The organism is Erwinia tracheiphila (assembly GCF_021365465.1).
Taxonomy (GTDB): domain Bacteria; phylum Pseudomonadota; class Gammaproteobacteria; order Enterobacterales; family Enterobacteriaceae; genus Erwinia; species Erwinia tracheiphila.
The window spans coordinates 761,707-779,490 of the sequence record NZ_CP089932.1; the positions used below are offsets into that span (position 1 = coordinate 761,707).

Genomic DNA, 17,784 nt, shown 5'->3' on the forward strand with positions numbered 1-17,784 from the left:
GGCACATGTACTACATGACTGATATCCAAACTACTTTTTCTGACCTCGGCCTGAATGCCGATATCCTCGAATCTCTGAACGGCATGGGCTATGTTAAACCATCCCCTATCCAGGCTGAGTGTATCCCTCATCTTCTGGCTGGCCGCGATGTATTAGGCATGGCACAGACTGGTAGCGGCAAAACAGCTGCTTTCTCTCTGCCACTTTTAAACAATATTGATGCAGGTGTTAAAGCACCGCAGATTCTGGTACTTGCACCTACTCGTGAGCTGGCGGTCCAGGTTGCTGAAGCAGTAACAGAATTCTCTAAACATATGCGTGGACTCAGCGTGGTTGCCCTTTACGGTGGCCAGCGTTATGACGTCCAGCTGCGCGCACTTCGTCAGGGTCCTCAGGTTGTCGTCGGTACGCCTGGTCGTCTGCTGGACCACCTTAAGCGTGGTACGTTAGACCTGTCTAATCTGCGTGGTCTGGTTCTGGACGAAGCCGATGAAATGCTACGTATGGGTTTCATTGAAGATGTTGAAACCATCATGGCGCAGATCCCGGAAGGCCATCAAACAGCGCTGTTCTCGGCAACCATGCCGGAAGCTATCCGTCGTATTACAAAACGCTTTATGAAAGATCCTCAGGAAGTGCGTATTCAGTCAAGTATCACTACACGTCCTGATATCAGCCAGAGTTACTGGACAGCATATGGCCGTAAGACCGATGCACTGGTGCGCTTCCTGGAGGCTGAAGATTTTGATGCCGCTATTATCTTTGTGCGTACCAAGAATGCGACTCTGGAAGTAGCTGAAGCACTTGAGCGTAGCGGCTATAACAGTGCAGCACTTAACGGTGACATGAATCAGGCACTGCGTGAGCAAACGCTGGAACGTTTGAAAGACGGACGCCTGGATATCCTGATTGCCACTGATGTCGCTGCCCGTGGACTGGACGTGGAGCGTATCAGCCTGGTCGTCAACTTTGATATTCCTATGGATGCAGAGTCTTACGTTCACCGCATTGGTCGTACTGGCCGTGCCGGTCGTGCCGGTCGTGCTTTACTGTTTGTTGAGAACCGTGAGCGTCGTTTGCTGCGTAATATTGAACGCACCATGAAATTGACTATTCCCGAAGTTGAACTGCCAAATGCGGAGCTGTTAGGTCAGCGTCGCTTGGCTAAGTTTGCCGAAAAGGTCCAGCAGCAACTGGAAAGCAGCGATCTGGGACAGTACCGTGCTTTGTTAAGTAAAATGCATCCAGAAGAAGAGCTGGATATTGAAACGCTGGCAGCGGCATTGCTGAAAATGGCTCAGGGTGAACGCCCACTGATCGTGCCTGCCGATCCGGCTCCACGCCCGCGTCGTGAATTCAAAGAGCGTGACGATCGTGGTCCGCGTGAAAACCGTGATGGCGATCGCCCACGCCGTGAGCGTCGTGACGTTGGTGATATGGAAGTTTACCGTATTGACGTGGGTCGCGATGACGGTGTTGAAGTTCGCCATATCGTTGGTGCTATCGCCAATGAAGGCGATATCAGCAGCCGTTACATTGGTAACATCAAGCTGTTTGGAACCCACTCTACTATTGAACTGCCAAAAGGTATGCCAGGGGATATTCTGCAACACTTTACCCGTACGCGTATTCTGAACAAACCTATGAATATGCAGCTGATTGGTGATGCACAGCCTCATAGCAACGATCGTGGTGGCGAGCGCCGTGGTGGTCCTGGTGCAGGTCGTGGTGGTTTTGGCGGCGGTCGTTCTGAAGGTGGTCGTCGTTTCAGCAACGATCGCGGTGGTGAGCGTCGTGGCGGTGGATTCAGCCGTGAAGGTGGCAGCCGTCGTCGTGAGAATGGTGGCGCGCCCGCTCGCCGTCGGGACATCTAATCATCGTGCTACTGACTTACTAATACGTTAGCGCGAGCTTTCGCATAACTCGTCAAACCCCGTTTTGCTAAAGGCATCGCGGGTTAATAAGATGGTCACCCCCACCCTGTGAGCGGTACGCTGGCAGGGTGTTTTATCCCTGCATGAACACCACCTCCTGTGGAGGTGGTCAGCAATAAGCTGGCTCTGCCAGTCATGCTACTCATGGGAAAATCCGAATCTGTTATCCCTATAACTGCCAGGGATTTAACCATGGGCAGATTCCAGAAAGCATCTCATGTGCTCTGGTGTTGTCAATATCATATCGTATGGACACCCAGGTACCGGTTTCGCATCCTCAGGAACAATGTTGGTAAAGAGGTCTGTAAGCCGATAAGGATCTCAGGTGAGCAGCCCGGGATAGAAGTAGTGTAGCTGAATGTCCAGACAGACCATGTCCATTTGCGGGTAAAAGTGCCTCCACGGCTTTCGATTTCCCATGTAACAGGCGACTTAAAGGGTAAAACAGCCCTTCGATTGTTCAGTAAATTTCCTTGCTTGCGTAAGAACAAGCAGTGGGGGAATGATTTTTGGGCAAGAGGTTATTGTGTCGATACCGTAGGTATAAACGAAGAAATGATAATAAAGTACGTGAAGTATCAGGAAAAACATGAAGTTGAAGAGAGCCAGCTTCCACTGAAAGAAGTGTGAAGGGAAGGCTCTCTGCGCCTGGACTTAGTGCGCCCCTGTGGGGCGAAATCAATGCCACCTGCTATGCAGGTGGTTTTTTACTTCAGAGGGAACCATCATGCAACACGTTACGCTTATTGGTATTGCTCCCGGTAAACATTCCTTCCACGTTCACTGTCAGGACGAAAAAGATAATGCCCTGTTGCGCAAAAAGTTTTCCCGCACTCAGCGTATTCATTTTCTCGGTTCCTGCAAGAAGGCAACCGTGGTGATGGAGTCCAGCGGCGGGGCGCATTTCATGGCACGCCGGATTGCTGATTCAGATCATGAGACAAAGATGATTTCTCCGCAGTTTGTCCGCCTTTATTGTCAGGAGCAACAAAAACGATTTTGTCGATGCTGAAGCTATCTGTGAGGCGGCTTGCCGGTCCGCTATGCGTTTTGTAAAACCCCGGACGGAAGAGCAGCAGGTAATGGCTGCCCGGCATCGGGTCCGTGACTCGCTGATACGGCAACGCGTTAAAACCACCAACCAGATGCACGCTTTTTTACTGGAGTTCGGTGTCAGTCTGCCGTGCGGTGTTGCCGTGATACGAGGTCTGGCCAGCGTGCTGGAAGAAAATGGCTTCCCGCCTTATCTGGCAAGGGTTCTGAGCAGACTCCACAGCCAGTATATTTACCCTGTCGGGGAAATTGATGAAATCGATAAAGAACTGAAAACCCATCTTGCGGAGGCTGAAACCGCGCAGCGCCTGCTGACCATTCCCGGTATCGGGCCGGTAACGGCGAGCCTGTTAGCCACCCGTCCGGGTGACGGAAAAAACTATGCCAGCAGGGGTGATTTTGCCGCTTCAACCGGACTGGTTCCCCGCCAGTAGAGCAGGGGTGGAAAAACGACACTGATGGGCATCAGCAAGCGGGGTGATAAGAATCTGCGACGGCTGCTGGTGCGGTGTGCACGGGTGTTTATGCAGTGGCTGGAGCACAATCCAGGGCGTCTGGCAGAGTGGGTTAAAAAGCAGCTTGCCAGCCATCACTCGAACGTGGTGGCGTGCGCTCTGTCCAGCAAACTGGCACGCATAGTCCGGGCAGAGTCCGGGTTTTTGCACCTGACGCCCCGTCTGAAGAGCATCAGGTGTATCCGCAACCAGTCTGATATCATGGGTGTTCGCCGCTGCAACGACCGGTGAAAGAGGAAGCATTTTCTCCCAAAGTTGAACGCTGATTTGCCACTTGCTGCCCGCCATTCTTTGCCCTCAGAAATTGCCATTTTTTAGTATCTGGCAATCCCTTCCGGGATAGGTTTTAAGTCTGTCACTCACTCAGGGGAGGGCTGGCTAACCAATTCCAACCCGGAAATATGTCGCCAGTACCCGTTGCAATCTTGCCGCTTAACAAGAGGAAAGGGCGCGTCCCCCATTTCATTATTGCGGAATGCATCAATCAACATCACAGTCTCCTTATCCTGTGGCGAAACACGCACGATATCCACCAGTCCCTGCATCGAAATAAGATCGTTTCCCAGGTGATAGCAGTAGCCGCTCATGGTCTGGATACCGTTTAAAACAAAGAGCGGCTGGTCTTCCTGTGTGCGAAGCACCCTGCCGTTGGGATAATTGATACAGCAGCTTTGACATTCATCTTTACTGCGATTTTCAGCTCTGGCCGTAAAGCATCGTGCTGAAAGGGCAAGGGGTAAATGGCCGTAGCCGAATACCTCAATCTCAAACTTTCCACGAATATTTAACGCCTCGCACTGAGTGAGTAAATCCGACAGCCAGTTTTGCGATAGCTCGACGGGCATGCACCAGCGTGTCATGCCCATTTTCAATAATATTTTCAGTGCAGCGGCGTTATAACAGTTCAGAGCATGTCCGGCGACAAAGGGCAGACCTGCTTGAGCGTCCATATTCACCGTCCCCATATCATTGGCCTCTACAAGAAACTCACCATTATCCACAACGCGTTTAAGTTCCGTGAGTTCAGAAGGAGATTGCACCAGCGCCAGTGTACTCAGTACGACTTGTTTACCGGCGGCGTGAAGATCTTTTGCCATTGCCATCCAGTCAGCAAATTTCGTCGCGCGACGCTTACTGCATACCGTTTCTCCCAGATAAATAATCTCAGCACTGCTTTTTGCAGCGGCTTCGTAAAAAGTATGTAATGTTTCTTTTTGCCAGTACCAAAGCACCGGGCCTAAGGAATATTTCATTAATGTTTCTACTGCCATTGGCGATGGTATGCGCCCAGCGTGGTTTGTGTTCCTTCACTTAACGCACTCAGCGCATTCATCCAGTTTTGTTGAGCATAAAATGTGTCAGGGCTGGCTTTACAGGCGTCAATTGCCTGTCGCCAGATCCGGGCGACCTGACCTACATACGCCGGACTGCGTTGGCGGCCTTCAATTTTTACCGACGCAATATTTGCAGCCATCAGCTCAGGAAGAAGCGTCAGCGTATTCAGGCTGGTCGGCTCTTCCAGTGCGTGATAGCGCTGTTCTTCTGTCTTATAGCGTCCTTTACACAATGTCGGGTAACCAGCATTTTCATTGTTTTCGTACCGATCAATCAGCACTTCATTCAGTCTGGACTCCAGTCCCTGTGCGGTTTCCTGCCACCTGACAAAGCGCGCAGGGGAACAAGCTCCCACCGTATTAGGTGATTGGCCCGTCAGATAGGAAGAGAGGTAACAGCGTCCTTCAGCCATGATGCACAGGCTACCGAATGCGAAAACTTCAAGTGGTACGGTGGTGGTACGGGAAAGCTGGCGTACCTGGTGGACAGACAGCACGCGTGGCAGGACTACTCGTGCAACATCAAAGTGCGATTGATAAAATTTTACCGCTTCTGCATTAGTGACAGATGCCTGAACAGAGACATGACGTTCAATATGCGGATAGCGATGTGCGGCATAGTCCAGCATGGCGATATCGGCCAGAATCAGAGCGTCAACGTTGGCAGCGGCAGCCATATCCACCGCTCTTTCCCAGCGTGCATATCCATCAGGATGAGCAAAAGTATTGATCGCAACATGCAGTTTACGTTTATGCTGATGAGCATATTGAGCGGCTTCTTCCAGACGCTTTTCGGTAAAATTGAGTCCGGCAAAGTGACGGGCATTGGTGTCATCTTTCAGACCGATGTAGACAGCGTCTGCACCATTTTCAATCGCCGTTTTGAGCGCTGGCAGGCTGCCAGCCGGGCAGAGCAGTTCCATAAAACGATTATCCGTATAGACAAAAGTACCGCTCAGTATAGTAAGAATGGCAAGAAACATTTTTGATTTAAGGCAGCTATAACGTATCCAGAGGAATGAATTTGCCGAAGAGAAAGACGGGTTCATGTACTTTATTGATCCTGTCCGCAGAGGCGCCTGATCGTTATGGCAAAATAGTCGAACTTTGTTCATAAGGAGTGACATAGTGCTAAACCAGCTACGTACACAGCTTGTTCGTAAAGGTCCTGAACTATTGCGCTTCCCACTGAAGTGTACGCCTTTTGCCGTAAAGCGCATCGGCCTGCAACAATTGTTGCTCTGGCAATTTCATCATGCTTTAGCCGAAGGTGAATTGGACTTTCTGGAGGATCGTTGGTTGGGCATGGAAATTCGCGATCTTGGATTGCGCTGGACAACCACTGTTGCGCAGGGAATGTTACGCATTGAAGCTTGCGACAAAGCAGATGTCTGGTTTCGCGGCAATGCTAACGATCTTGTGCGGATAGCTGCACGCAGGCTGGATCCCGATACCTTATTTTTTCAGCGCCGTTTGATCATTGAAGGTGATACTGAACTGGGCCTTGAAGTAAAAAATCTGATGGATGCTATTGGTCTGGAATATATGCCGGTACTCTTACGTGCCGGGCTAATGCAACTTGCTGACTTCATTGAGGCAGGACTAACTGAGGACGCGACTTCCACAGTGGATCGCGCAGGTGCTTCATGCTAATTCGGACGGAAATCGGTGTGGATGCTGCCAGTATCGACAGCTTGTTACGCCGCAGTTTTTCAACCACGGCAGAGGCTGAACTGGTCCGGCAGCTACGTGAGGATGGGTTATTGACGCTTGGTGTTGTTGCAACCGATGATGAAGGACAGGTACTGGGCTACGCAGCATTCAGTCCGGTTACGCTAGATGGCCAGGATAATCAATGGGTGGCACTTGCTCCTCTTGTGGTCGACCCGCGTATGCGCGGGCAGTCGCTGGGTAAACAGCTTGTTTACGAAGGCCTGGATATGCTGAATGAGTTTGGATACGCCGCGGTAGTGGTGGTTGGTGCTGCTGAATTCTTTCAACGATATGGATTTGTTCCGGTGACAGAGCCAGCGCTGCGTTGTCTCAGGTCAGACGGTGAAAAACCATTTCATGTTTATAAACTGGCCGACAACGCATTTGTTGGTGCAGAAGGGAATATTGAATACTCAGCGCCCTTTGAGCGTATTTAACCACTGTATCAGGGAAGCAGGCTGGTGGATAATCAGCCTGAGTTTATCCTCGCGCATGAGCCGTTTGACCTGATATTCCAGTTTTGATGCACTGGAGCGATCACCTGCTTCACAGTGAAACATCAGCTCAAGTGGGCCCTTACCACGCAGCGCTTTGGCACCTTTACCGCGTTGATGTTGGTCAACACGGCGTGAAATATCGTTGGTGATGCCTGTATAAAGCAGCCCGTGGCGGGTGCGCAGAATATACAGCCGCCATGATGTCTCGCTGTCGTTTTTCATCTGAGTCATCGCCTGTACTATTGAATTGAATGTTGATTCCATAAGCCGTTGCCATTCACACCTTTTTTATTTTGCCGTGCGTCTGGATACTCAATAATTTTCAGGAAGATAAAAATGGATGATTCTCAGACACTGAATGCTATCACCTGCTTTTTACAAAAGCAGCATGTTCTTTCCGTATGTGGTGGTACGCCAGTATGGTGCGCTAACTGTTTTTACCGCTTTGATCCGCTCCGCGTGGCTTTCTGGATCATGACGGAATCGAAAACACGCCATGGTATGCAGTTTTATAACGATCTGCAGGTAGCCGGAACCGTTAATGGTCAGCCTAAAAGCGTGTTGAAAATTCAGGGGGTACAATATTCCGGCAAAATAAGCCTGCTGGAGGGGGAGGCTCAGGAACATGCGTATAAAGCCTATGTAAAGCGCTTTCCCGTAGCAACAAAAGTCTCTGCACCGCTATGGGAGATATGGATCGACGAGCTGAAAATGACCGATAATACGCTGGGATTTGGTAAAAAACTGTCCTGGCAGCGAGCATAGATTGGCTAGCGTAGGTAGTAAATCACCTGGTTGCTGCTCCCGCGCCAGGACAGAGAAGGGTCTTTTAGCGCCTGAACAAATCGCCCATCCACCAGAACATTGATTTGTGCAACAACAGACTGTTGGGATGGGTTAAGTTCTTCCAGCCGATAGCCCGTCCACAGCCAGATATCTTTTCCCGGACAGTCATGCCGCACGCGTTGCACCAGCCTCAACACGTCAGCAACATTGGCCGGATGCAATGGATCACCCCCTGACAGAGACAGGCCCTGCCGCGGGATCCGAGTGTCGTTAAGATCGGCAATAATTTGTTCCTCCTGTTGAACAGTAAAGGGATAGCCGGAAGTGAGCCGCCAGGTGCTTTTGTTATAGCATCCGACGCATTGATGTTCACAACCGGCAACAAACAGGGTACAGCGCGTGCCCGGCCCGTTAACGATGTCCACCGGATAATATTGATGGATATTCACTTTAGTTGCCCGGCTGCCATATGTTTGACCCGGCGCTTTACTTCTTCCTGTTTACCGGCATTAAACGGACGTGCATCAGGACTGCCCAGATAGCCGCAAACTCTGCGGGTGACAGACACACGGGAAGGCTCATGATTACCGCATTTCGGGCAGGTGAACCCTTTGCTGGTGCAGGAAAACTCGCCGGAAAAGCCGCAGTCGTAGCACTCATCAATCGGCGTATTGGTACCGTAATAGGGCACCCGGCTGTAGCTATAGTCCCAGACGTCTTCCAGCGCTTTCAGATTATGTTGAATGTTTGGGTATTCGCCATAGCAAATAAATCCGCCGTTAGCGATGGCAGGGTAAGCCGCTTCAAAATCGATTTTGTCGTAAGGATTCACTTGTTTTTCCACATCAAGGTGGAAGCTGTTGGTGTAATAACTTTTGTCCGTCACGCCACTGATAATACCAAACTCGGCGGCATCCAGTCGGCAAAAGCGGTCGCATAAATTCTCGCTTGGCGTGCTGTAAAGGCTGAAACCATAACCTGTTTCTTGCTTCCAGTTATCCACTGCTTCACGTAGCCGTGCAACAATCGCCAGTGCTTTTACTTGCCATTTTTTATCATCATACAGATGTGTTTTTCCCCCGCTCAGAGCATTAATGGTTTCGTGAAGACCAATGTAACCCAGAGAAACCGAGGCGCGGCCGTTGCGAAAAATTTCTGCAACATTGTCATCTGCCTGCAGACGAACGCCACAGGCACCTTCCATATAGAGAATAGGCGCGACGCGAGCTTTAACATTTTCCAGCCTGGCAATACGGGTCATTAGCGCTTTCTTAGCTAGCAGCAGACGTTGATCGAGCCGGTCCCAAAATGCAGTTTCATTACCTTTTGCCTCAAGTGCAACGCGTGGCAAATTGATACTGATGACGCCAATATTATTGCGACCCTCATGTACCAGCTGGCCATTTTCTTCCCACGGGCCCAGAAAGCTACGGCATCCCATAGGGGTCTTGAAGGAACCGGTCACCTTCACCACCTGCTCATAATTGAGAATATCCGGATACATCCTTTTACTGGCACACTCCAGCGCCAGCTGCTTGATGTCGTAATTGGGGTCGCCGGAAGAACGATTCAGTCCTTCTTTTATTGTAAATACCAGTTTCGGAAATACCGCGGTCTTGTGGTTTTTGCCTAATCCGGCAATACGGTTACGCAGGATCGACTGTTGTACCAGTCGTGCCGACCAGCTGCTGCCCAGACCGAAACCGAAAGTTACAAAAGGCGTCTGCCCGTTAGCGGTGTGCAGCGTATTCACCTCATATTCCAGCGACTGGAATGCATCAAAACACTCTTTCTCAGTGCAACTGCGTGCATAGCCTTCAGCCTCGGCAATCTGCCATTTCTGCGCGGCCTGACGGTGTTTTTCCAGGCTGGCTTCGACAAAAGGTGACAGTACTTCATCGATACGGTTAATGGTGGTACCGCCATAAATATGGCTGGCGACCTGCGCGATAATCTGCGCGGTTACCGCAGTGGCGGTTGAAATTGATTTAGGGGGTTCAATTTCAGCATTGCCCATTTTAAAACCGCCCGTCAGCATGCCTTTCAAATCGATTAACATGCAGTTGAACATGGGGAAAAAAGGAGCATAGTCGAGATCGTGATAGTGAATTTCGCCGCGCTCATGCGCGTTGACGATATCACGCGATAATATGTGCCGGGTCGCATAGTGTCTGGCGACAATGCCCGCCAGCAGATCGCGCTGGGTTGGAATAACCTTGCTGTCTTTATTGGCATTCTCATTTAACAACGCCGGATTGGTCTGATCAATCAGCCCTTGTATCTCGGCGTTCAGTTTGCCTCGTCGTTCGCGAGCCAAGTCCCGCTCGTGGCGATATTCAATGTATGTTCGTGCCAGCTCAGGATAGCGACCTGCCATTAAGGCATTTTCCACCGCTTTTTGAATATCATGAATATCGAGTCGCTCCTGTCTGTGTAACTGCTGGCAAATCTGAGTGGTAACGTACGCGCAGTAATCGTTATCCTCAATACCTGCAGCATGCGCGGCCCGGTTGATTGCATCCAGAATGCGTATCTCACAAAAGGCGACCTTACAACCATCTCGCTTTATTACTAATGAAGCCATCGTTATATCCTGGTAAACTATATGTGGTGTTATTTTTTTATTATACAACTATATATAGTAACCCCTCATTTAACCGATGATTTATTGACCTGGAGCAAAGATTGAAAAACGGTGGTGTAAAGTTAGTCAGCCACCGCTGCGGCTATTTTTGTTGGCTATTGCATGTCGTGAGGTTGCATTCCCGGCTGGGGGTTCCCTATTATGGCCTGTTACGCAGAGCACTGAAGCTCATGCTCTGGCCATCTCAGGATATTGTCTGATGCCCTCAGTTAACTACAATGAAAACCAGGTTAATCGCTGGATTGGTGTGCGTACCGTTGCCAGAGCAAAAGAGCTGGTGGCAAAAGTACAGAATATTCAGTGGCAAAATAATCTGTTAACAGGAGACGTACCTGGAAAACACATCGAACCTTTTCAGGTCATGGTACATTTCAGCCTGCCGCAGGGTAAGCTGCATGCCAGCGGCGAATGCACATGTCCGGTCAAAAATAATTGTCGTCACGTTGCCGCTGTGATGCTGGCTTATTTACGGCAGCAGCCTGCCAGTCAGGCACCAATGCCTGCCGCGAAACTACCCTCTGTTGAGCCTGTCCCTGCTATACGGCTGGAATCGCGCACAAAGTTTGTCAGTGGCTTTGGGCATTATGGCCACCGACAAAAGCGGCTGGACTTTGCGGCCGTTCATTTTGATTATGGTGGTGTTGAGGTCGCTGCGGGCAGCAGCGGAGAGCACTTTTGTGATAGGCAGGGCACGCTGTTCCGCATTGAACGTCGTCCTGAGCTTGAGCAGAACTGGCTGCGTGAGTTAAGCCAGGCCGGTTTACAAACCCTCTCTGCAGGGCATATTTACACTCCCGAATCATCCCCGCTACCGCCTGATATTTTTGCCCCTGCATTGCCTGTGCAGTGGCGTGATTTCATTCGTCAGAAATTGCCTTTACTGCGTAAACATAGCTGGAAGGTAAGCATTGACGATGATTTTACCTGGAATGTCATCGAACTTAACGGCATTGATGGGTATGTGATTCAGGACAACGACGGCTGGTTTCAGCTCGAGATAGGGGTACGTGTTGGCCGCCGTCAGGTAGCGTTGCAGCCCTTGTTGGCGGGGCTGTTTCAGAAAGACAGCCGCTGGCAATCAGGTGACCTTTCTCGTATTTCCGATGAAGAAGTGATTGAACTGCGCACTGAGCGCAACGAGCGACTGCACATCACCGCCGATCACCTGAAAATGGTTGTGGGTAACCTTGCGGATATTTTTGCCGATAGCGTTCAGGGCACGCTGCGCATTGCACCCTGTGAAATCGGCAGATTAATTGCCCTTAGCGAGAGTGGCCACTGGCAGTTCCAGCAAGAGAGTCGCGCTTACCAACTGGTCAGCCGTTTACGTTCAGCGGAAGGAATTGAGGCGGTAAAACCGCCGCCCGCGTTGCGGGCACAGCTTCGTGACTATCAGCAGCAGGGATTGAACTGGATGCAGTTTCTCCGTGCCCATAGCTTGTCTGGTTTACTGGCTGATGATATGGGGTTGGGAAAAACCATTCAGACGCTGGCCCATCTTCTGTCAGAAAAGGACGGTGGCCGGCTGGATCGCCCGTCGCTGATCGTAGTGCCTACTACACTGGTTTATAACTGGATGCAGGAAGCGGAACGCTTTGCACCGACGTTGCGCGTGCTGGCCCTGACCGGCCCACAACGTAAAGACTTTTACGGCCAAATTGAGCAATACGATGTGGTACTGACTACCTATTCTCTGTTATGGCGAGATCAGCCTCAGTTGCTCAGTTACCGCTATCATTTATTAATACTTGATGAGGCGCAGTACGTCAAAAACAGCGCCTCCCGCGCCTCATCGGTGATTCGGGCATTAAAGGCGCGTCATCGCCTTTGCCTGACCGGGACCCCTCTGGAAAATCATCTTGGCGAACTGTGGGCGCAGTTCGATTTCCTGCTGCCGGGTTTTTTGGGCAATGAAAAACAGTTTATGCAGACGTGGCGAATTCCAATTGAACGCCATGGTGATCGGGTGCGCCGTGAACTGCTTTCGCGCCGCGTACGACCTTTTATGCTGAGGCGGCGCAAGCAGGATGTCGCAAAAGAGCTACCGCCAAAAAGTACCATTATTCGTTCTGTCAGACTGGAAGATACCCAGCTTGCGCTCTATGAATCGGTGCGCAGTGTCATGCAGCAGCGGATAAAACTGGCGATGGAACAGCAGGCAGCAGGCCGCAGCCATCTGGTCGTGCTGGATGCGTTGCTGAAGTTACGGCAAATCTGCTGCGATCCGCAGCTGATTAAAATGGATGAGGCGTTCAGGGTAAAGTCTTCCGCCAAAATGACGCTGTTGCGTGAGATGCTCAACGATCTTCTGGCGGACGATCGACACATCTTAATTTTTTCCCAGTTCACCTCAATGCTGGCGCTGATTGCTGACGAATTAACAAAATCGGGTATCTCTTTTGTTACCCTGACGGGCAATACCCGTGATCGAACTGAGCCAGTGCGGCGTTTTCAAAATGGCGAGGTGCCGGTATTTCTGATCAGCCTGAAAGTGGGCGGCGTTGGACTAAATCTTACCGCTGCGGACACGGTGATCCATTACGATCCCTGGTGGAACCCTGCGGCAGAAAACCAGGCAAGCGATCGTGCCTGGCGTTTAGGCCAGGATAAACCGGTTTTCGTTTACAAACTGATTGCTGCCGGCACTATAGAAGAAAAAATCGTTGCGCTACAGCAGCAGAAAGCTGACCTGGCGGAGGGCATTTTGCAGGATGGCCTAAGCGATACCACCCTGTTCAGCAATGAGGATCTGGCCATGCTATTCAATTCGGCGTGAAGGTCTCGCATTCTTCTTGATACCACCAGACGGCTTCCCACGGGCGCAACATAATTTCTCCATGCGTGAGCTGAGTATCAGGATAGTTACTGAGCAGCACCTGCCACTCGCCATCGTAGACAGGGGGATGCCATACCTGCGTTTCCCCGCTGAAATTCGCCGCAACCACTAAGGTTTCTTTCTCATAACGACGGCAATAGCACCACAAATGGGCGTGGTTCGGCAGCAGATCGAGATAATCGCCCCATGTCAAGATGCCATAGCGTTTGCGTAGCTGGATCAACCGCTGATAGGTGTAGAACACTGAATTCGGATCTGCCAGCGCCGCTTCAGCGTTGATCTTCTCCAGGTTGTCGCACATACCAATCCACGGTGTGCCTGTGGTGAACCCTCCGTTCTCTCCGCTGTGCCATGGAATGGGGGTACGGCCATTATCGCGTGACTTGCTGGCAAGGATCGCCAGTAAGTTATCGCTGTCATGCCCTTGTGAACGCAGTTCTGCATACATATTGTGACTTTCGATATCCCGGTAATCGATGATACGGGTGAAGTGCGGATTGGTCATGCCCAGCTCCTCGCCCTGGAAAATATAGGGCGTGCCCTGCATGCCGTGTAGCACCATTGCCAGCATCTTGGCCGATGTTACCCGATATGCACCTTCGTCTCCCCAGCGTGATACTACGCGTGGCTGGTCGTGATTACACCAGAACAGCGCATTCCACGCCTGATTGTGCATGCCCTGCTGCCAATGCGTGAAAATTGCTTTCTGCGCCACCAGATCCAGCGGCGTCAGTGTCCATTTCTGGCCGTTGTAAAAATCCACTTCAACATGGTCGAAGCTGAACACCATCGACAGTTCTTCACCATTCAAATTGCCGTAGCGCTGGCAGTGCTCCAGGGTGGCGGAAGACATTTCACCGACCGTCATCAGCCTGCGGGGGCGAAACACATCGCGGCTCATTTCCTGCATATACTCGTGAATACGCGGCCCGTCGGTATACAGCCGTAGCCCGTCTCCGCCGAGGTCGTCGGGAAAATCCTGTCGTTTCGATACCAGATTAACCACATCCAGTCGCAGCCCGTCGATGCCGCGATCAGCCCAGAAATTGACGATTTGTTTCAGCTCCGCGCGCAGATTTTCATTCTCCCAGTTGAGATCGGCCTGCTCCGGCGTCCAAAGATGCATATAGTATTGACTGCTTTCAGGATGCCAGCGCCACGCGCTACCGCCAAATTTTGACAACCAGTTATTAGGTGGCCCATTGGGCGTTGCATCACGCCAGATATAGTAGGTGCGGTAAGGGCTGGTGGGGTCAAGTGCCTCATAAAACCAGTGGTGCTGCGTTGAACTGTGGTTAAACACCATATCCAGAATCAGCCGCATACCCCGTTTGTGCGTCTCTGCCACCAGATTATCGAAATCGTTCAGGGTGCCGAACTGCTGGTCAATCGCCGTGTAGTTCGCCACGTCGTAGCCATTATCCACCTGCGGCGAAAGATAAAATGGTGTCAGCCAGATAGCGTCTACGCCGAGTGTTTTAAGATAGTCCAGGTGCTGAATCACCCCCGCCAGGTCGCCTGTGCCGCTGCCGGTCGTGTCCTGAAAACTCTTGGGATAAATTTGGTAGATAACGCCGTTTTGCCACCACGGTGGAATGTTTGTCATTGCTCAATCCTGGTTATCAGGTGAAAGATTCTGCGACTGATTTAATGCTGGCCTTTTTCTTCTTTCATAAGGTTAGTCACTAACCGGCGAGGTGAAACGGTCTGAAGGCGGGGAAAAGTAAAAATTTTTAACGAAGTGAGAGAAAAATGCACTGTGAAGCCATAAAGCGGCAGGCCTCCCCTTGGGGAGAGGCAAAAAATATTAACGACGAACCGCAATCGCTTCAATTTCAATTTTTACATCTTTAGGCAGACGTGCTACTTCCACGCAGGAGCGGGCAGGAAAGCTGGCGTGATGCTGGGTGAAAAAAGCCTCGTACGCAGCATTGACGGTGGTAAAATCGTTCAAATCTTTTACAAATACGGTGGTTTTGACGATATCGCCTACGGTCAGTCCGGCTGCTTCAACGATCGCTTTTACATTGGCGAGCGACTGCCGGGTTTGCGCGATCACATCGTCGGCAACTGCACCGGTTTCAGGATCGACCGGGATCTGACCCGAAGTGATAATCATGCTGCCCAGATCGACGCCCTGAACGTAGGGGCCAATAGCAGCAGGAGCATTTTTGGTGCTGATTTCACGAGACATACTTTCTCCAGATTGACAGGGGAGCGGCGAATATTGTTCTGCAATACCGGTCGGTTAACGCAAATATCGCAGAACGCATTTCGTCCGAAATATGGCCCATTATAAGCGGCTTAATTCCTATTACCAGTTTGCCAGCACCACATGGTGCGCAAACTCTTTCTCGCAGTATTTACAGGTTAACTGCACGTCAGCATGGCGTTTTTTTACGGCGAAGCTTGAATTTACTGGTTCGCTGTGGATGATGCAGTTACTGTTTGGGCAGGTCAGGACACGCTCAATGCGATCCGGTAGAGTCGGGGAAATTTTGCCGACCACTTCGTAATTATCGATTCGGTTCACCGTGGCATGCGGGGTATAGACCGCCAGCTGGTTGATCTGATCGTCGGTCAGAAAGGTGTTCTCAATCTTAATTAGATCTTTGCGCCCCATTGCGCCGGAAGGCAGGTTCAAACCGATGGTAATTCGATGATCTGTTTCAGTCAGGCGGAACAGGGACAGCAGTTTAAATCCCACCTGTGCCGGAATATGATCGATCACCGTACCGCGTTTGATCGCTTCAACCTGTAATTTATTATCCTGAGTCATTATTTCTTCCTTATAGTGCCAGTTCGCGGGACAACACCAGTGCCAGCAGCGCCTGGCGTGCATAGATACCATTACCTGCCTGCTGGAAATACCATGCATGCGGTGTTTTATCAACGTCGGCGGTGATCTCATCAATACGTGGCAGCGGGTGTAGCACCTTCATCTGCTGTCGGGCACCGGCCAGGTCAGCTACCCGAAGAATAAACTGCGCTTTAACGTTGGCATATTCCGAGGGGTCAAGACGCTCTTTCTGAACGCGGGTCATATACAGAATATCCACCTGAGGAATGACCTCTTCGATGCTGTCATGGCGTCTCCAGCTCATTCCTTTCTCCTCCAGCATATCGGTAATATAGGCTGGCATTGCCAGCGCATCCGGCGCGATAAAAATAAAGCGGTTGCCTTCAAATTTAGCCAGCGCCTGCGACAGGGAATGGACGGTTCGACCATATTTCAGATCGCCCACCATGGCGATATTCAGATTGCTCAGGCGCCCCTGTGTTTCCAGAATAGTAAAAAGATCCAGCAGGGTTTGCGTGGGATGCTGGTTGGCACCATCCCCCGCGTTTAGTACAGGAACGCCTGAAGAAAACTCAGTCGCCAGCCGGGCAGCACCTTCCTGAGGATGGCGCATCACAATGGCATCAACATAGGTGCTAATAACGGAAATGGTGTCGGCCAGTGTTTCACCTTTCTTACCGAGCGAGGTGTTGCTACCGTCGGCAAAACCGACCACGGAAGCCCCAAGACGATGCATCGCCGTTTCGAAAGAGAGACGCGTGCGGGTTGAGGCTTCAAAAAAGCAGCTTGCCACCACGGTATGCTTTAACAGCTCCGGCTGTGGATTCGCCTTGAGGCTTGCGGCGGTGCGCAGTACCAGCTCCAGCTCGGAGCGATCGAGATCGTTGATCGAAATGATATGTTTCCTGTACAGCGGGTTAGTCATCTTCTTTCTCCTCAGCACCACTACGGGTCAACGGACAAAAAAAGCCTCTCAATGAGGGCTACAATAAAGACTTAACATGCTGAATTAAAATGAATTTAATTCAGTGTCATCCACGTTGCATCCACCTTAAATCAAGCCTCCCTTTCTGGGAGGCTTTTATTATCAACACTAAACCACCTCCTGTGGAGGTGGTGATCGTTCATGTGGGGCTTTGCCGGTAGAATGCCCATGCTAAATACTGCCCCGGCTTGTTACCAGCAAATCAAGGAGTAAATAGCGTGAGCAGATATGAATCCGCTTCCCACGTATTCTATCGCTGTCAGTATCATCTTGTATGGACACCGAAGTACAGATACAAAATCCTCAAAGGTAATCTCGGTAAAGAGGTTTACCGCAGCATCTACATTTACAGCAATATGAAAAAATGCACAGTAGTTGAGCTAAATGTGCAGATATATCATATGCATCTGGTGGTGAGGACGCCGCCTGGCTTGAGTGTTTATGAGTTGATGGGATTTGTGAAAGGGAGAACGGACATCAGGCTGTTCGAGAAGTTTCCTTATCTCAGGAAGCACAAGCTTTGGTGTGACCACTTTTGGCAAAGAGGGTATTTTGTGGATTCGGTGGGTGCAAAAGAAGAAGTAATTCGAAGGTATGTGCGGTACCAGGACAAAGTTGCCAAAGAGGAAGAAGAAAGGCAAATACAGCTCGGACTGGAAAGGTGGTGTTTAAGCCCCCTTTTAGGGG

Annotated in this window: 14 protein-coding genes and 3 pseudogenes; 8 read left to right on the top strand and 9 right to left on the bottom strand. The window is 50.7% G+C overall.

Features of this window, described 5'->3' with window-relative positions; translation table 11 throughout:
• Window positions 1-14: 14 nt before the first annotated feature.
• The 3 genes and pseudogenes from LU633_RS03945 (at window position 15) to LU633_RS03955 (ending at window position 3,733) form a co-directional block, all read left to right on the top strand.
• A complete protein-coding gene (locus tag LU633_RS03945; RefSeq protein ID WP_016190534.1) occupies window positions 15-1,874 on the top strand; it encodes a DEAD/DEAH family ATP-dependent RNA helicase in 1,860 nt (619 codons plus the stop codon).
• A gap of 252 nt (window positions 1,875-2,126) precedes the next feature.
• Window positions 2,127-2,564 (top strand): annotated as a pseudogene (gene tnpA / locus LU633_RS03950) (IS200/IS605 family transposase).
• Between the two features lie 97 nt (window positions 2,565-2,661).
• A pseudogene (locus tag LU633_RS03955) lies at window positions 2,662-3,733 on the top strand (IS110 family RNA-guided transposase).
• Window positions 3,734-3,861: 128 nt separating this feature from the next.
• Here LU633_RS03955 and LU633_RS03960 read toward each other — a convergent pair.
• Both LU633_RS03960 and ubiU read right to left on the bottom strand, forming a co-directional pair.
• Window positions 3,862-4,755, bottom strand: coding sequence for a U32 family peptidase (locus LU633_RS03960; protein WP_016190530.1), 894 nt, complete (start codon window positions 4,753-4,755; stop codon window positions 3,862-3,864).
• Window positions 4,756-4,763: 8 nt separating this feature from the next.
• On the bottom strand, window positions 4,764-5,759 hold the full coding sequence (gene ubiU / locus LU633_RS03965; protein ID WP_016190529.1) for a ubiquinone anaerobic biosynthesis protein UbiU: 996 nt from the start codon (window positions 5,757-5,759) through the stop codon (window positions 4,764-4,766).
• 205 nt (window positions 5,760-5,964) lie between these two features.
• Between ubiU and ubiT the strand changes: the two genes are divergently transcribed.
• Window positions 5,965-6,489: a ubiquinone anaerobic biosynthesis accessory factor UbiT gene (gene ubiT / locus LU633_RS03970; protein ID WP_016190528.1), complete on the top strand. Its 525-nt coding sequence runs from the start codon at window positions 5,965-5,967 to the stop codon at window positions 6,487-6,489.
• Window positions 6,483-6,986: a GNAT family N-acetyltransferase gene (locus LU633_RS03975; RefSeq protein WP_016190527.1), complete on the top strand. Its 504-nt coding sequence runs from the start codon at window positions 6,483-6,485 to the stop codon at window positions 6,984-6,986. Before ubiT ends, LU633_RS03975 begins: the two co-directional genes overlap by 7 nt.
• Here LU633_RS03975 and LU633_RS03980 read toward each other — a convergent pair.
• Window positions 6,963-7,268: a GIY-YIG nuclease family protein gene (locus LU633_RS03980; protein ID WP_016190526.1), complete on the bottom strand. Its 306-nt coding sequence runs from the start codon at window positions 7,266-7,268 to the stop codon at window positions 6,963-6,965. The genes LU633_RS03975 and LU633_RS03980 overlap by 24 nt on opposite strands.
• 114 nt (window positions 7,269-7,382) lie before the next feature.
• Here LU633_RS03980 and LU633_RS03985 point away from each other — a divergent pair, with 114 nt between their 5' ends.
• Window positions 7,383-7,811 (top strand): YhbP family protein, encoded by a 429-nt coding sequence (locus LU633_RS03985; protein ID WP_016190525.1) that lies wholly within the window; start codon window positions 7,383-7,385, stop codon window positions 7,809-7,811.
• Between the two features lie 5 nt (window positions 7,812-7,816).
• Here LU633_RS03985 and nrdG read toward each other — a convergent pair whose 3' ends face one another.
• Both nrdG and nrdD read right to left on the bottom strand, forming a co-directional pair.
• Window positions 7,817-8,281: an anaerobic ribonucleoside-triphosphate reductase-activating protein gene (nrdG, locus tag LU633_RS03990; RefSeq protein WP_016190524.1), complete on the bottom strand. Its 465-nt coding sequence runs from the start codon at window positions 8,279-8,281 to the stop codon at window positions 7,817-7,819.
• Complete coding sequence (gene nrdD, locus LU633_RS03995) at window positions 8,278-10,416, bottom strand: anaerobic ribonucleoside-triphosphate reductase (protein ID WP_016190523.1); 2,139 nt, start codon at window positions 10,414-10,416, stop codon at window positions 8,278-8,280. Before nrdD ends, nrdG begins: the two co-directional genes overlap by 4 nt.
• 259 nt (window positions 10,417-10,675) lie before the next feature.
• On the opposite strand from nrdD, the gene LU633_RS04000 reads away from it, so the two are divergent.
• Window positions 10,676-13,252, top strand: a complete 2,577-nt coding sequence (locus LU633_RS04000) for a DEAD/DEAH box helicase (RefSeq protein ID WP_016190522.1) — start codon at window positions 10,676-10,678, stop codon at window positions 13,250-13,252.
• Here LU633_RS04000 and LU633_RS04005 read toward each other — a convergent pair.
• From LU633_RS04005 to pyrB, 4 genes are all read right to left on the bottom strand, one after another.
• Window positions 13,239-14,918 (bottom strand): alpha,alpha-phosphotrehalase, encoded by a 1,680-nt coding sequence (locus LU633_RS04005; protein ID WP_016190521.1) that lies wholly within the window; start codon window positions 14,916-14,918, stop codon window positions 13,239-13,241. The two genes, LU633_RS04000 and LU633_RS04005, sit on opposite strands and share 14 nt — an antisense overlap.
• A gap of 201 nt (window positions 14,919-15,119) precedes the next feature.
• A complete protein-coding gene (gene ridA, locus LU633_RS04010; RefSeq protein WP_016190520.1) occupies window positions 15,120-15,506 on the bottom strand; it encodes a 2-iminobutanoate/2-iminopropanoate deaminase in 387 nt (128 codons plus the stop codon).
• Window positions 15,507-15,626: 120 nt separating this feature from the next.
• On the bottom strand, window positions 15,627-16,091 hold the full coding sequence (gene pyrI, locus LU633_RS04015; protein WP_016190519.1) for an aspartate carbamoyltransferase regulatory subunit: 465 nt from the start codon (window positions 16,089-16,091) through the stop codon (window positions 15,627-15,629).
• A gap of 10 nt (window positions 16,092-16,101) precedes the next feature.
• Window positions 16,102-17,037, bottom strand: coding sequence for an aspartate carbamoyltransferase (pyrB, locus tag LU633_RS04020; protein WP_016190518.1), 936 nt, complete (start codon window positions 17,035-17,037; stop codon window positions 16,102-16,104).
• A 278-nt stretch (window positions 17,038-17,315) separates the two neighbouring features.
• Here pyrB and tnpA (LU633_RS04025) point away from each other — a divergent pair.
• Window positions 17,316-17,756, top strand: a pseudogene (tnpA, locus tag LU633_RS04025) (IS200/IS605 family transposase); the annotation flags it as partial.
• Between the last annotated feature and the right edge of the window lie 28 nt (window positions 17,757-17,784).